The 14,513-nt window shown below is 69.5% G+C and carries 12 protein-coding genes; 7 read left to right on the plus strand and 5 right to left on the minus strand.

The genetic code is table 11. From position 1 onward, the window contains the following. From ACRDPS_RS24425 to thrS, 5 genes are all read right to left on the minus strand, one after another. The coding region (locus tag ACRDPS_RS24425) for an HIT family protein (RefSeq protein ID WP_431504279.1) at positions 1-548 on the minus strand (548 nt) is incomplete at its 3' end. 30 nt (positions 549-578) lie between these two features. Then, entirely contained in the window at positions 579-1,286 is a 708-nt protein-coding gene (locus tag ACRDPS_RS24430; protein ID WP_431504269.1) for a TetR/AcrR family transcriptional regulator, read from the minus strand. A gap of 57 nt (positions 1,287-1,343) precedes the next feature. After that, complete coding sequence (locus ACRDPS_RS24435) at positions 1,344-3,023, minus strand: FAD-dependent oxidoreductase (RefSeq protein WP_431504270.1); 1,680 nt, start codon at positions 3,021-3,023, stop codon at positions 1,344-1,346. Between the two features lie 56 nt (positions 3,024-3,079). Next, positions 3,080-4,075 (minus strand): AurF N-oxygenase family protein, encoded by a 996-nt coding sequence (locus tag ACRDPS_RS24440; RefSeq protein ID WP_431504271.1) that lies wholly within the window; start codon positions 4,073-4,075, stop codon positions 3,080-3,082. A 197-nt stretch (positions 4,076-4,272) separates the two neighbouring features. After that, the gene (gene thrS / locus ACRDPS_RS24445; protein ID WP_431504272.1) at positions 4,273-6,261 is read right to left on the minus strand and encodes a threonine--tRNA ligase; all 1,989 of its coding nucleotides are present in this window, start codon (positions 6,259-6,261) and stop codon (positions 4,273-4,275) included. 131 nt (positions 6,262-6,392) lie between these two features. Between thrS and ACRDPS_RS24450 the strand changes: the two genes are divergently transcribed. The 7 genes from ACRDPS_RS24450 to ACRDPS_RS24480 all read left to right on the plus strand — a co-directional run bounded on the left by ACRDPS_RS24450 (position 6,393) and on the right by ACRDPS_RS24480 (position 14,291). Beyond that, the gene (locus tag ACRDPS_RS24450) at positions 6,393-7,391 is read left to right on the plus strand and encodes a hypothetical protein (RefSeq protein WP_431504273.1); all 999 of its coding nucleotides are present in this window, start codon (positions 6,393-6,395) and stop codon (positions 7,389-7,391) included. A 27-nt stretch (positions 7,392-7,418) separates the two neighbouring features. Next, positions 7,419-8,573, plus strand: coding sequence for a zinc-binding dehydrogenase (locus ACRDPS_RS24455; protein WP_431504274.1), 1,155 nt, complete (start codon positions 7,419-7,421; stop codon positions 8,571-8,573). Between the two features lie 160 nt (positions 8,574-8,733). Beyond that, a complete protein-coding gene (locus ACRDPS_RS24460; RefSeq protein ID WP_431504275.1) occupies positions 8,734-10,035 on the plus strand; it encodes a DEAD/DEAH box helicase in 1,302 nt (433 codons plus the stop codon). A 51-nt stretch (positions 10,036-10,086) separates the two neighbouring features. Next, positions 10,087-11,463: a sensor histidine kinase gene (locus tag ACRDPS_RS24465; RefSeq protein ID WP_431504276.1), complete on the plus strand. Its 1,377-nt coding sequence runs from the start codon at positions 10,087-10,089 to the stop codon at positions 11,461-11,463. Next, complete coding sequence (locus ACRDPS_RS24470) at positions 11,463-12,122, plus strand: response regulator (protein WP_431504280.1); 660 nt, start codon at positions 11,463-11,465, stop codon at positions 12,120-12,122. The genes ACRDPS_RS24465 and ACRDPS_RS24470 overlap by 1 nt, the downstream gene beginning before the upstream one ends. 100 nt (positions 12,123-12,222) lie before the next feature. Then, the gene (locus tag ACRDPS_RS24475; protein ID WP_431504277.1) at positions 12,223-13,104 is read left to right on the plus strand and encodes an ABC transporter ATP-binding protein; all 882 of its coding nucleotides are present in this window, start codon (positions 12,223-12,225) and stop codon (positions 13,102-13,104) included. Then, a complete protein-coding gene (locus ACRDPS_RS24480; protein WP_431504278.1) occupies positions 13,101-14,291 on the plus strand; it encodes an ABC transporter permease in 1,191 nt (396 codons plus the stop codon). Before ACRDPS_RS24475 ends, ACRDPS_RS24480 begins: the two co-directional genes overlap by 4 nt. The last annotated feature ends 222 nt before the right edge of the window (positions 14,292-14,513 follow it).

Here is a 14,513-nt window from a genome sequence, read left to right on the forward strand (position 1 = left end):
CCCGAGAGCAACTCCCGAGTGTCCGTGAGCAGCTGCGGCAGAGTCCTGGTACGCCCGATGATCGGCATGAAGTTCTGGTCCCCGACCCACCGCGGAACGATGTGCTGATGCAGATGCGCCGCGATGCCGGCGCCGCCGGCGGTGCCCTGGTTCATGCCGATGTTGAAGCCCTCGGCACGCGAGACACGGGCGAGGGTGCGTACGGCCTGTTTGGTCAGCACCGCCATCTCGGCGGCCTCGGCGTCGCTGGTCTCGACATAGCCCGCGATGTGGCGGTAGGGGCAGACCATCATGTGGCCGGGAGCGTACGGATAGAGGTTGAGCACCACGAAGCAGGTTTCGCCACGGTGGACGACCAGGCCCTCGGCGTCCTCGAGCGTGGGCACCCGGCAGAAGGGGCACTTCGTCTCCGACGGGTCGCTGGGCTTGTTCTCGCCGCGGATGTAGGCCATTCGGTACGGCGTCCACAGCCGCTCCAGCCCGTCGCCGTCGCCGATCCCGTCCTGGGTGAGTACGTCGTCGCGATGTCCGGGGCCTGTCGAATGGATCTCTTCCACACCCAGCAGCCTACTGACGACCTAGACGGACAGGATGTCCTGGGTGAGGACCTTGTCGAGAGGCATGTCTGGATCCAGCTCGATCCCGAATCCGCGGGCGTGGCCGTCGATGACGAACCAGATCGACTGGGCGGTCAGCCGCTCCAGCGTCTCGGCGGAGAGACGCTCGCCGGTGCGGGTCAGCCAGCGACGTACGGCACCGAAGACCGCGCCGACCAGACCGTAGATCAACGGGTCGAGCGCCTCGGCCTCCTCCTCGCTCGGGGTTGCCCCGAGTGCGACGACGGCGGTACCGACGATGGTCGAGATGCGGCCGGCGAGCTGCTCCATCCCCTGCTGGAACGGGCCGTCGTTGCCGCCGTCGATGTCGTGGTCGGCCGCGAGGTGGAGCGCGGGATGGGCCCTGGCCCACCGGACGTAGGTGCCGATGATCCGCTCGATGATCTGCGGCGCGGTGCCGTCGAGGGTGATCCCGGGCAGCAGGTCCGACCACAGCCCGTCGAGGATCGTCTGCTGCACGGCCCGGTCAAGGTCGGCACGGTCCTCGAAATGGCGGTAGATGACCGTACGCGAGAGCCCGGCGCGAACGGCGATCTGCTGCACCTGCACGTCGGCGCCGGGCTCACCGGCCTCGATCGCCGCGATGGCGGCGTCGATGATCTGCTGGCGTCGCTGCTCGTTGTGCTTGCTCCACCGGTCCTGCCGACCGTCCCGCTTCTCCCCAGCCACCCGCGTCTCCCCCTGCTCCCGTGCTCCATCGTCTTCGTGGCGCAGTCGAGAGCGCTTTCAGCGCTCCTTGCGACGTCGAAGAGAGTATCGGGGTTTCGGCGACCTCGCGGCGATGGCCCTCATCTCGCCGACATCGGTGACCTTCACCCGCGGGCGTCCCGACTCGGCGCCGCGCCGTTTCTCCTCACGGTCGATCGCCTGCCAGCCGGCCAGGTCGACCATGTCGGGCTGGCGGCCGCGTACGACCGCGGTGATCTCCTTGGCGTCCCCGACCGGCTCGTGGACGAGGTCCGCGTCGAGGTCGTCGAGCAGCCGGTCGACCGTCTCCTCGGCGTCGGACTTGTTGGTGCCGATGAAGCCGCTCGGACCGCGCTTGACCCAACCCGCGACGTACACGCCCGGCATCACCCGGCCACGCTCGTTGGGGACGGTGCCGGTCGCGGCGTCATAGGGAAGGTCGGCCACGGGCAGGCCCTTGTAGCCGACCGCGCGCAGCAGCATCCCGGCCTCGAGCACCTCGGTCTCACCGGTGGGGACCGCACGGACCACACCGTTCCCATCGGGCTCGAGGCGGTTGCGGCCGACCTCGACCCCGGTGACCCTTCCCTCGCCCAGCACCTTGACCGGCGAGGAGAGGAACCGGAGCACGATCGTACGCAGCGCCGGATCGACCTCGCGCTGTGCGATCTCCCGCAGCAGGCGGGTCTTGGTGTCCCCTCCCGCCAAAGCCTCGGCACCGGCGTCGGTCGTCTCGACGACGACGTTGACCCCGGTGTGCCCCATCAGCCCGACCAGCTCCGGCACGGTGAAGGCCGCCTCCTCCGGCCCCCTGCGCCCGAGGACGACGACCTCCCGCACGGCGCTGTCGCGCAGCACCGCCAACGGCCCGTCGGAGACGTCGGTACCGGCCAGCCGCTCAGGGTCCTCGGCCAGGATCCGCGCACAGTCGAGCGCCACGTTTCCGTTGCCGACCAGGACCACGCGTCCCGATGGGATCGACGCCGCATCGAGACGGACCGGCAGGTCCTGCTTGTCGGGGTGGCCGTTGTACCAGCCGACGAAGTCGGTCGCGCTCAACGACCCGGGCAGGTCGTCGCCGTCGAGCCCGAGCGCCCGGTCGCTGGCCGCGCCCACCGTGTAGACGACCGCGTGGTAGCGAGCGGCCAGCTCGGCGTGAGAGAGGTCCTTGCCGACCTCGACCCCGAGGAAGTAACGGAACCCGGGCTGCGACTCGACCTGCGCGAAGAGCTGCTCGACCTGCTTGGTGTTCTGGTGGTCGGGCGCGACACCGGCCCGGACCAGGCCGTACGGAGTGGGCAGCCGGTCGAAGACGTCGACGCTGATCTCGGGGTGCTTGAGCAGCTCGTCGGCTGCGTACATCCCCGCCGGACCGGCTCCGACCACGGCGACCCGGAACGGCCCGGTGCGGGTCAGCCGGCGCTGGGCGTGGACCAGTGCGAGCGGCGTTCGGTCCTGGTGCGGGAAGACGTCGAAGTACTCCGCGTTGATGGCCAGGAACGGAGCCTGCGCCGGCGAGAGGGTCGTGTGCGGGACGATCGCGTCGGCCGGGCAGGCGGAGACACAGGCTCCACAGTCGACACAGCTCTTCGCGTCGACATAGAGCATCTCGGCCTCCGCGAAGCCGGGCTCGCCCGGGGCGGGGTGGATGCAGTTGACCGGGCAGGCGACCACGCACGACGCGTCGGCGCAGCACGACTGGGTGACGACGTGAGGCACTTCTCAGAACCTTTCAGGACCGCGGCGGGCTCAGTAGATGGGCTCAGTAGGTGGGCTCAGTAGGAGGCGGCGCGCGGCTCGGCACGGAAGCGCGAGGCGCGACCGTCGATGCCGGTCATCCTCCACAGCAGCTTGGCCGGGCCCTTGCGGATGCCGAGGTTGTCCGCGAGGAGGCGTACGTCACCGAAGAGGTCACGCAGCAGCTTCTCGGACTCCTCCGACTTCCACCAGATCTGCTTCGCGACCTCGTCGGGGATGCCCATGTCGTGGCGGGCCTGCTTGCTCGGGACCATGATGACGTCGCAGAGCAGGCGCATGATGATCGGGAACAGGTAGGCCAGCAGGGTCTTCTTCACGCGGCCGAGCTCGGGCACGTGCTGCTCGAGATACTGGTGCGCGAAGCCGATGTGGCGGGCCTCCTCGGCGATGTGGATCTGCATGATCCGGTTGGCCGCCGGGTGGCTGCCGCCGGAGCGCATCGCACCCTTCTGCAGATGGTCGATGGGCTCCTCGCCCGCGAGGATGCCGGTGAAGAACGCCTCCGGGAAGAAGGCACCCGCCGAGGCCATGAACGGCACCAGGACCTTGAAGTAGGTCGGCGCGCCGGCCACGTCCGGGTTCACCCGGTTGACGAACTCCTGGAACATCTGGGTGTGGTGGGTCTCCTCGGTCACCTCGTGAGTCGCGTAGCGGAACTCCGGGTTGTTGTTCGTCGACCAGACCAGGTGGTTCATCACACCACCGATGAGCAGCTGCTCGAACTGCAGACCCACCTTGGCGACCTGGGCCCAGCGGTACATCCCGATCTCGATCTGGCGCTCCTTGGACAGTCCCTTGTACCAAGGATGGGCCCCGATCTCGTCGGAGTCGTTGAGGATCCAGCGCTCGTCGTCGGGCCGCACCTCCAGCTCGGCGGAGTCCCAGTCGATGTCCTTGAACGGGTCGAAGCGGACCTCCACCGAGGCCTCCGACAGCGTACGAAGCGTGTCGAGGTAGGCCTGCTTGCCCTGACGGACGTATCCCGTGGACTTCTCATCCTGAACGGCGGTCATGGTGATCGCTCCTTCTGCACCGTTGAGTTCTGCGTTGAACCAGTGACTACGTGACCCACGTTACCCGGACACGTGTCCCGATAACAAGAGTACGCGCGACTTCGTGTCACGTTTATCTTTCCGGCGCTCGAGACCGTCCGAAAACGCCCCGAGGGCGGTGCGTGACATGTCACGGACCGCCCTCGGGATCTGCCAGGTCAGACCTGCTCGTGCGACTCCACGGCAGCGACGATCCGCTCGATCGCCTCGTCGACCGGGATGCCGTTCTCCTGGTGCCCGTCGCGGTAGCGGAAGCTGACCGCACCCTTCTCCACGTCCTCGCCACCGGCGATCAGCATGAACGGGATCTTCTGGAGCTGGGCGTTGCGGATCTTCTTCTGGAAGCGGTCGTCGGACTCGTCGACGTCGACCCGGATGCCCTTGGCCTTCAGCTTGCCGGCGACCTCGTAGAGGTAGTCGGCGAAGGCGTCGGCGACCGGGATGCCGACGACCTGGACCGGGGCGAGCCACGGCGGGAAGGCGCCGGCGTAGTGCTCGACGAGCACGCCGAGGAACCTCTCGATGGAGCCGAACTTGGCCGAGTGAATCATCACCGGCTGCTGCCGGGTGCCGTCCGCGGCCTGGTATTCCAGGTTGAACCGGTCCGCGGCGGGCTGGTTGAAGTCGTACTGCACCGTGCCCATCTGCCAGGTCCGGCCGATGGCGTCCTTGGCCTGGACGGAGATCTTCGGGCCGTAGAAGGCCGCACCGCCCGGGTCGGGGACGAGCTCGAGGCCGGTCTCGCCGGCCACGTCCTCGAGGATCTTGCTCGCCTCGGCCCAGTCCTCGTCGCTGCCGACGAACTTGTCCTTGTTGGCGTCGTCGCGGGTCGACATCTCCAGGTAGAAGTCGTCGAGACCGAAGTCCTTGAGCACGGTCATCATGAACTCGAGCAGGTGCTTGACCTCGGCCGGCGCCTGCTCCTTGGTGCAGTAGGAGTGGCTGTCGTCCTGGGCGAAGCCACGCACGCGGGTGAGCCCGTGGATGACGCCCGACTTCTCGTTGCGGTAGACCGACCCGAACTCGAACAGCCGCAGCGGCAGCTCACGGTAGGACCGACCGCGCGAACGGAAGATCAGGTTGTGCATCGGGCAGTTCATCGCCTTGAGGCGGTAGTCCTGGCCGTCCACGTCCAGCGCCGGGAACATGCCGTCGCCGTAGTAGGGCAGGTGACCCGAGGTGTGGAAGAGCTGCTCGCGCGCGATGTGCGGGGTGCCGACGTACTCGAAGCCGTGCTCGATGTGCTTCGCACGTACGTAGTCCTCCATCTCCCGCTTGATGATCCCGCCCTTGGGGTGGAAGACCGGGAGGCCCGAGCCGATCTCGTCGGGGAAGGAGTAGAGGTCGAGCTCGCGACCGAGCTTGCGGTGGTCGCGGCGCTCGGCCTCCTCGATGCGGGCCAGGTGGGCGTCGAGCGCCTCCTTGGACTCCCACGCGGTGCCGTAGATGCGCTGGAGCTGCTTGTTCTTCTCGTCACCACGCCAGTACGCAGCGGCAGACCGCATCAGCGTGAAGGCGGGGATCCGCTTGGTGGTCGGCAGGTGCGGGCCGCGGCACAAGTCCTTCCACGCGATCTCGCCGTTGCGGTCGAGGTTGTCGTAGATGGTCAGCTCGCCACCGCCGACCTCGGCGCTGGCGCCTTCGGCCGCATCGGCGGCCGAGCCCTTGAGGCCGATCAGCTCGAGCTTGTAGGGCTCGTCGGCCAGCTCGACGCGGGCATCCTCATCTGTGGTGACCCGGCGGGAGAACTTCTGGTTGGCCTTGATGATCTTCTTCATCCGGGACTCGATCTTGACCAGGTCCTCGGGCACGAACGGGGTCTCGACGTCGAAGTCGTAGTAGAAGCCGTCGGTCACCGGCGGGCCGATGCCGAGCTTGGCCTCCGGGAAGAGCTCCTGCACCGCCTGTGCCATCACGTGCGCGGTGGAGTGGCGCAGGATGTCGTGGCCGTCCTTGGTCCCGATCAGGACCCCCTCGACAGCGTCGCCGTCGACCAGCTCGTGGGCCAGGTCCCTGAGGTCGGAACCCACCCGCGCGGCAATCACCTCGGGGGTATCCTGGAACAGCTCCCAGGCCCTCGTGCCCGTAGTGACCGTCCGCTCCTCGCGCCCGTCGGGGGTGAGTACGGCGATCTTGATCTCGGACACTGCTTCTCCTGGGGGTTCAGGTCGGTTTCCTCAGTGGACGCGTCGATCGTATCCGCAGGAAAGCTCCCGGCGCTCATCGGTATTTGGCCCTACACTCCTACGCTCGAATCAGCCTCACCACGAAAGGCCCCGTGCTCCCCACCACCGGCCCCAAGTCCCGTCTCATCGACCCGTCTCGCCGGGTCCTCCGGCTTCAGCGACGTACGTCGATGGCGACCGTCCTGATCACCCTGGGTCTCGGCGCGCTGGCGATGCTGTTCCCGGCCACCCTCGTGGCACAGCAGGCCGCGGACCGGTGGAACAGCGGGCATTGGGCCGAGGTGAGCGTGGTGGAGCGGTGCGAGTTCGACAGCGGCACCGGCGAGATCACCTCCTGCCGGGGCCGCTGGCGCGTCGACGGCGAGCGGGTCACCGGAAGCATCCATGGCACCCTGCGCGACATCGGCCGCGACCCCGACCCCTCGAGGGCGACCTTCCGGATGTGGGTGGTGGACTCCGACGCCTACGGAGAGCATGCGATCAACCCGTGGCCGGTCCGCACCGTCGGGATCGGTCGCGACCCCGTGCTCTGGGGCGGGATCGCGCTCACCGTGCTCGGACTGGTGATGCTGCCGACGCGGCGGGCCTGGCTGCGTACGCCGGGCGAGGAGACGCTCGCCGAGGATCTCGCCATCCGGCTGAGCACCCACCCCGCGCACGGACGGGCGTGGCTGACGCCCGTCGGGCTGGTCCTCGGCCCGGCGCTCATCGCGCTCGGCGCCTGGATCGCCACCCGGCCACAGCTGCCGATGGCGCTTGTGCTGGCGGGGTGTCTGGTTGCGCTCATCGGGCTGACTCTGGGATTTCGGCTGGCCTGGCTCGGGCTGCAGCGCCCGGTCGCGGTGGACCTCGGGCTCTACGAGGGCGGCCTGGTGCTGGAGCATGCCCTGCACACCGACGTCATCCTCTGGGAGGACGTGACCAGCATCGACACCGGTGTCGTCGACGAGCGCAGGGCCAACCCGCGCATCGACGTCACCCTGCACCTGGTCACCGGCGCCGCGCTGAGGCTGCCTCGCGTCGACCACCAGCACTCGTTCACCGCTCACCTGCACCGGATCGCATCCGCCGGATCGCTGCCGGCTGGGTGAGCACGCGGTGAGGTAGCGTCGGCGTCGATGAACCAGATGCGCGCAACCGTGGTCCAGAACGGCGATCTCTCGGTGCGGTCGGTACCGCGCCCCGAGCCCGGCCCGGGACAGCTGCTCCTCAAGGTGCAGCGCGCCGGGATCTGCGGCTCCGACCTGCATGTCCGACAGCACAGCGACGAGCTCAACAAGGTCGTCTCCGAGATCGGCTACACCACCGCGATGAAGCCCGAGCAGGAGATCGTGCTGGGGCACGAGATCGTGGGCTCGGTCGTCGAGTACGGCCCCGAGACCCGCGGCCGCTGGACGCCCGGCACCTCGGTGACGGCGCTCCCGGTGCTGCGTACCGACGGCGAGGTCCACATGGTCGGATTCGACGTCGACTCACCGGGCGGGTTCGCGGAGTACTGCGTCGTGCAGGAGGCGTTCACCTTCCCGGTGCCCGACGGCGTGGACCCCGACCAGGCAGTCTTCACCGAGCCGCTGGCGGTGGCGCTGCACGCCGTACGCCGCGGAGCGGTCTCCGCCCGGCGCCCGGCCGTGGTCATCGGCTGCGGACCGATCGGGCTGGCCGTGATCCTCATGCTCAAGGCGCAGGGCGTGCGCACGGTGGTGGCCTCCGACCTCTCCCCCGCGCGTCGCGCGCTGGCGGTCAGGTGCGGCGCCGACGTCGTCGTCGACCCGCGCCAGTCCTCGCCGTGGGACGCCTACCGGCAACGCGGCCCGGTGGGTTCGCTCACCGACTACCTGAGCTTCGGCATCGACGCGATGCAGGTCGTACGCCGCATCCCCCTGCTCCCCTGGGAGAAGGTCCTGCTCAACGCCGACCGGCTCGGGCAGTCACCGACGGGCCCGGTCGTCTTCGAGTGCGTCGGGGTGCCGGGGATGCTGGAGCAGATCCTCACCGCGGCGCCGCTGCACACGCGCGTCGTGGTCGTCGGGGTGTGCATGGAGCCGGACACGATCCGGCCGGCGATCGCGATCCACAAGGAGATCGACCTGCGGTTCGTGTTCGGCTACGACCCGGCGGAGTTCGCGCGGACGCTCGAGCTGATCGCGGGCGGGAAGGTCGACCCCGCACCGCTGCACACCGGGACCGTCGGGCTCGACGGGGTCGCCCAGGCGTTCACCGATCTGGCCGACCCCGAGACGCATGCGAAGATTCTGGTCGACCCCTGGGCGTGACCGAGCCCACGCTGCCACGATGGTGGTTCACAGGTCACCTACCCGTAGTATCTACCTCAACAGCGGCCCGTTCCGGTCTTGCCCCCGGCCGCTCTCGCCGAAGCTTTGGACTCGGTCACTCATTATGGCGAGACACCTCGCTTGAAAAGTTGACTTCTCCTTGTCTCAGCAGAGCTTCAGCGCGCTCGGCGTGCCCGCAGACCTCTCCGCCGTCCTCACCCACCACGGCATCACCACCCCGACCCCCATCCAGGCCGCGACGCTGCCCGACTCCCTCGCCGGCCGCGATGTCCTCGGCCGCGGACGGACCGGTTCGGGCAAGACGTACGCCTTCCTGGTTCCGCTGGTCGCTCGCCTCGCGGCCGGTCCGCGGGCCAAGTCCGGCAAGCCGCGGGCGCTCGTGCTCGCGCCGACCCGTGAGCTCGTCCGGCAGATCGAGGAGGCCCTGCGCCCCCTCGCCGCGGCCGCGGGCCTCAGCATGCAGACCGTCTTCGGCGGTGTCGGGCAGAACCCCCAGGTCGTCGGTCTGCGCAAGGGCGCCGACGTCGTCCTGGCCTGCCCCGGCCGGCTCGAGGACCTGATCGCCCAGCGTCACGCCGACCTGTCCTCGATCGAGATCACCGTCCTGGACGAGGCCGACCACATGGCCGACCTCGGCTTCCTGCCGGCCGTACGACGCCTGCTCACGATGACCCCGAAGGGCAGCCAGCGGCTCCTGTTCAGCGCGACCCTGGACAAGGGTGTCAACGTGCTGGTCAAGCAGTTCCTCCAGCAGCCGGTCATCCACGAGGCCGACTCCGCGCAGTCGCCGGTGGCCGAGATGGAGCACCACGTGCTGCACCTCTCCGCCCGTGAGCACCGCATCCCGGTGCTGGCCGATCTGGCCGCTGCCCCGGGCCGCACGGTGGTCTTCACCCGCACCAAGCACGGCGCCAAGGGCGTCGCCCGCCAGCTCGGCCGCGCCGGCATCCCCGCCGTCGAGCTCCACGGCGATCTCTCCCAGAACGCTCGCGTACGCAACCTCGACGCGTTCCACTCCGGCCGGGCGACCACCCTGGTGGCCACCGACATCGCCGCCCGTGGCATCCACGTCGACGACGTCACCCTCGTCGTCCACGCCGACCCGCCCGCCGAGCACAAGGCCTACCTGCACCGCTCCGGGCGTACGGCGCGTGCCGGCGCCTCCGGCACCGTGGTGACCCTGATGCTTCCTGACCAGGTCAAGGACGTACGCACCCTGACCCGGGCCGCCGGCATCAAGCCGACCACCACTCGCCTCGACGGGCCGAACCACCCGATCCTCGGTCAGCTGGCTCCCGGCGAGCGCAGCCGCCCCGGCGCGTTCGTCCCGGTCGTCGCCGCCCAGCCGCCTCGGCGACCCGCCGGTGAAGGCACCGGGAACCGGAAGAGCCGTCCGGGCTCCCGCGCTCGGCGTCGGCAGCGCTCCGCCGGGTCTCGCTGACTCCTACTCGAGACTGAGGACCGCGCCCGCCGCTGGAACTAGGGTGGGCGGGTGACTGCGCACGACACCACTACCGGCCCACCGGGCCGGCTGGCCACCTTCTTCGCGACCGACGACGACTGGGAGCGCGAAGGGTCGATCACCCTCGGCGACTGGCTGGTCGGGGCGACGGTGCTGGTCGCCAGCCTGGTGACCCTGGAGCTGATCCGGGGAGTCGGGACGCTCGACAGCAGCGACGCACCGACGTGGGTCGAGTGGTTGACGGTGATCAGCGGCGCCGTGCTGCTCGTCTTCAGGCGGCGCTTCCCACTCACGATCGCGCTCCTGGCCGGGCTCCACATGTTCGTCACCGGCGTGTGGCTCCCGATGGTGATGGGGCTGCTGCCCATGCAGATCATCTACTTCGTCGCCTTCTTCGCCGGCGCGGCCTGGGCCCGGCGTCGACGGGACATGGTGATCGTGATGGGGCTGATCACCCTGTTCATGTTCGCCTGGCTCTCGTGGCAGTACGCGGTCGGCAGCGGCTTCGACGAGATCCGCGAGTCGACCGAGGACTCCGAGGGCTCCTCGCTCATCGGTCCGGTGACCGCCTACATCCTGCTCACCACCGTGATCAACCTGCTCTACTTCTTCGGCGCGATCGTGGGCGGCCAGGTCGCCTGGCGGGGCGCGCGACAGCGCGCCGAGCTCGCCGAGCAGGCCGAGACGATCGCCGCGCAGTCCACCCAGCTCCAGCGCCGCGCCGTCATCGACGAGCGTCTCCGGATCGCCCGCGAGCTGCACGACGTCGTCGCCCACCACGTCTCGGTCGTCGGGGTCCAGGCCGCCGCCGGGCGCAAGCTGCTCGAGCGCGGCCGCCCCGGTGACATCGACGGCGCGGCCGAGGCGCTCGGCAACGTCGAGGCCTCCGCCCGTGAGGGGGTCACCCAGATGCGCTCGCTGCTCGGCACCCTCCGTGACCCGGCCGTCGACTCCGGCACCGAGCCCGAGGGCGTACGCCGCCCCGAGCCGCGCCTCGCGGACCTCCCCGCCCTCCTGGACGGAGCGCGGGAGAGCGGTCTGCGTGTCGGCTACGAGGCCGTCGGGCCGGTCGAGGTGCTGCCGGTGCCGGTGGCGCACTCGGTCTACCGGATCGTCCAGGAGGCGCTGGCCAACGTACGCCGCCACTCCACCGCCGACCGCGTCCAGGTCGTCCTCCGGATAGACCAGGCGGCGGCCTCTGCCTATGCCGAGGTCGAGATCACCGACAACGGCCGGCCGCGCCACGGCACCTCGGGCAGCGGGCTGGGTCTGCTCGGCGTACGCGAACGGGCGGCCGCCCGCCGGGCCGAGGTCGACATCGGGCCGCGTGCGGTGCAGGGGTTCCGGGTACGGGTGAGGTTCCCGCTCGATGCCCCGGTCGCCTCCCTGGCCGGAGCGGCTCGATGATCCGGGTCCTGCTCGCCGATGACCAGCAGCTGGTGCGCTCGGGCTTCCGTCTCATCCTCTCGATGGAGGACGACATCTCGGTGGTCGGTGAGGCCTCCGACGGCGCCGACGCGGTCGCGAAGGCACGTGAGCTGAGGCCCGACGTGGTGATGATGGACGTCCAGATGCCCGGCACCGATGGCATCGAGGCCACCCGCAAGGTTGTCGCCGAGGGACACGCCAAGGTGATCATCCTGACCACCTTCGACCGCGACGACTACCTCTTCGACGCGCTCGCCGCAGGCGCCAGCGGCTTCCTGCTCAAGAACGCCGACCCCGACTCGCTCGCCGAGGCGGTGCGCGCCGCCGCCGACGGGCACGCACTGCTCGCACCGGAGGTCACGATGCGAGTGATCGGGCGGGTGACCAGCCACGACGCGCGGTCGACCCCGACTCCCGCTCCGCCCGCCGTGCTCGACCAGCTCACCGCCCGCGAGCGCGAGGTGCTGCTGCTCATCGGCGAAGGGCTGAGCAACAACGAGATCGCGCGCCGGCTGTTCCTCACCGAGGCGACCGTGAAGACCCACGTGTCGGCATGCCTGGCCAAGCTCCAGCTGCGCGACCGCGTACAGGCGGTCGTCTTCATCCACCGTCACGGGCTGCTGCCAGACCCCTCCTAACGAGCGAGCGCGGGTCATCCTCGCGACGGATCCGCTCGGTGCGGATGCTTCGTAGCGTGGGCTCCACAGGCTCGACCACCGACAACTTCAGGAGTTCCAGATGCTCGAGGTCAGTGGGCTGACCAGACGCTTCGGCGAGATCGTCGCCGTAGACGATGTGTCATTCCCAGTTCCTTCCGGTGGGCTCACCGGGTTCGTGGGCGGCAACGGCGCCGGGAAGACCACCACGATGCGGATGACCATGGGAGTGCTGGCCGCCCACGCCGGTTCGGTCTCCTGGCAGGGGCACGAGGTCACCCGCGAGGACCGGCGCCGGTTCGGCTACATGCCCGAGGAGCGCGGCCTCTACCCGAAGCAGCCGATCCTGGACCAGCTCGTCTACCTGGCTCGGCTCCGCGGCATGAGCACCGCCGACGCACGCCGGGAGATCACCGCGCTGCTGGAGCGGTTCGGGCTCGGCGGGCGTACGAAGGACCCGCTCGAGAAGCTGTCGCTCGGCAACCAGCAGCGCGTCCAGATCATCGCCGCGCTCGTCCCCTCGCCGATCGCGCTGATCCTCGACGAGCCGTTCTCCGGGCTCGACCCCGACGCCATCGACGCGATGGCGGATCTGCTGCGTGAGCACGCTCGCGACGGCGTACCCGTCGTCTTCTCCTCCCACCAGCTCGATCTCGTCGACCGGCTGTGCGACCGGCTCGTCGTGATGGCCCGTGGGCGTGTGGTCGCCCAAGGGACCGGCGAGGAGCTGCGGGCCGAGGCGGCGCTGCGCTACCGGCTCGTGCTGGACGGCGATGCGGGGTGGGTGCGCGATCTGCCCGGACTCCACGTCCGAGACGTCTCCGGCCCCGAGGCCGAGATCGAGGTCGTCTCCGCCGGTGCCGAGCAGAAGCTGCTCGTCGAGGCCACCACCCGCGGGAACGTACTCGACTTCCACCGCGTCGTACCCCGCCTGTCCGAGATCTACCGGGAGGTCACCGCATGACCCGCAACCAGCCCGTATGGCAGATCGTGGCGCGCCGCGAGATCGCCGTACGCGTCACCGACAAGTCGACCGTCATCGGCACCGCGGTGATGCTCGCCGTCATCGTGGGTGTGCTCGGCTTCACCGCATGGAACGCGAGCAAGGAGAAGACGTACGACGTCGCCTACTCCTCCTCGACGGCGCAGGCCATGGTGGACGGCATCAGCGAGCGCGCCTCCGACATCGAGGACAAGGTGAGCGTCGACCCGGTCGCCGTCGACGACGCGGACGCCGCTCGCAGCGCCCTCGAGGAGGAGAAGGCCGACGCCTACCTGCGCCCGACCTCGGCCTCCGACCCGGACGCCGGCTGGACGCTGGTGACGCTGAAGGACGCCGACTCCGAGCTGCGCGACGTGGTCACCCAGGCGGTCGAGGCGATCGTCCTGGCGGACAACGCGGCCGCCGCCGACACCACCGCGGCCGACCTCACCAAGGGCTCGACGATCGCCCTCGACCAGATCGAGGGCGACAGCGAGCTGACCGCGATCCGCTATGTGGTCGGCTACGCCCTCGCGATCGTCTTCTACTTCGCCTCGATCATGTTCGGGATGACGCTGGCCAACAGCGTCGTGGAGGAGAAGCAGTCGCGCATCGTGGAGATGATCGCCGCCGCCGTGCCGCTGCGGCAGCTGCTCGCGGGCAAGATCATCGGCAACGCGGTCATCGCCGTCGGGCAGATGCTCATCTATGTGGCCGTGGGACTCATCGGGCTGGGCCTGACCGAGTTCAGCTTCGCGCTGCCGGCCCTCTCCGGTGCGATCGGCTGGTTCGTGGTCTTCTTCCTGATCGGCTTCGTGGTGCTCTCGACCCTGTGGGCGGTCGCGGGCGCGCTCGCCTCGCGCACCGAGGACCTGCAGTCCTCCTCGACCCCGATCACGATGCTGCTCATGGTGATGTTCTTCGGCGCCCTCTACCTCGAAGGGGTCGGCGAGGTGATCGGCTCCTACATCCCGCCCCTCTCGGCGGTCCTGATGCCGATGCGCCTCGTCGACGGCACCGCGGCGTGGTGGGAGCCCGTCATCGCCGTCGCCCTTCTCCTGGCCTTCGGCGCCGCCCTCCTCGGCCTCGCCGAGCGCCTCTACAGCCGCGCCCTGCTCCAGACCGGTGGCCAGCTCTCCCTCAAGGCCGCCTGGCGGCTCGAGGAGTAGCCCACCCACCCCTCGCCGAGGCGTCACCCCTGCAGGCCGAGGCGTCAGCACTACAGGCCGAGGCGTCAGCACTACAGGCCGAGAGGTCACCTTTGCAGGCCGAGAAGTCAGTTATGCAGACCGAGTTGGCACGACCGTGCCCCCTCGGCCTGCAGAAGTGACCCCTCGGCCTGCAAAGGTGACGTTTCGGCCTGCACGATTGACGCCTCGGCGATGATGAGG

This window comes from Nocardioides sp. (assembly GCF_050699375.1).
Classification (GTDB): Bacteria; Actinomycetota; Actinomycetes; order Propionibacteriales; family Nocardioidaceae; genus Nocardioides.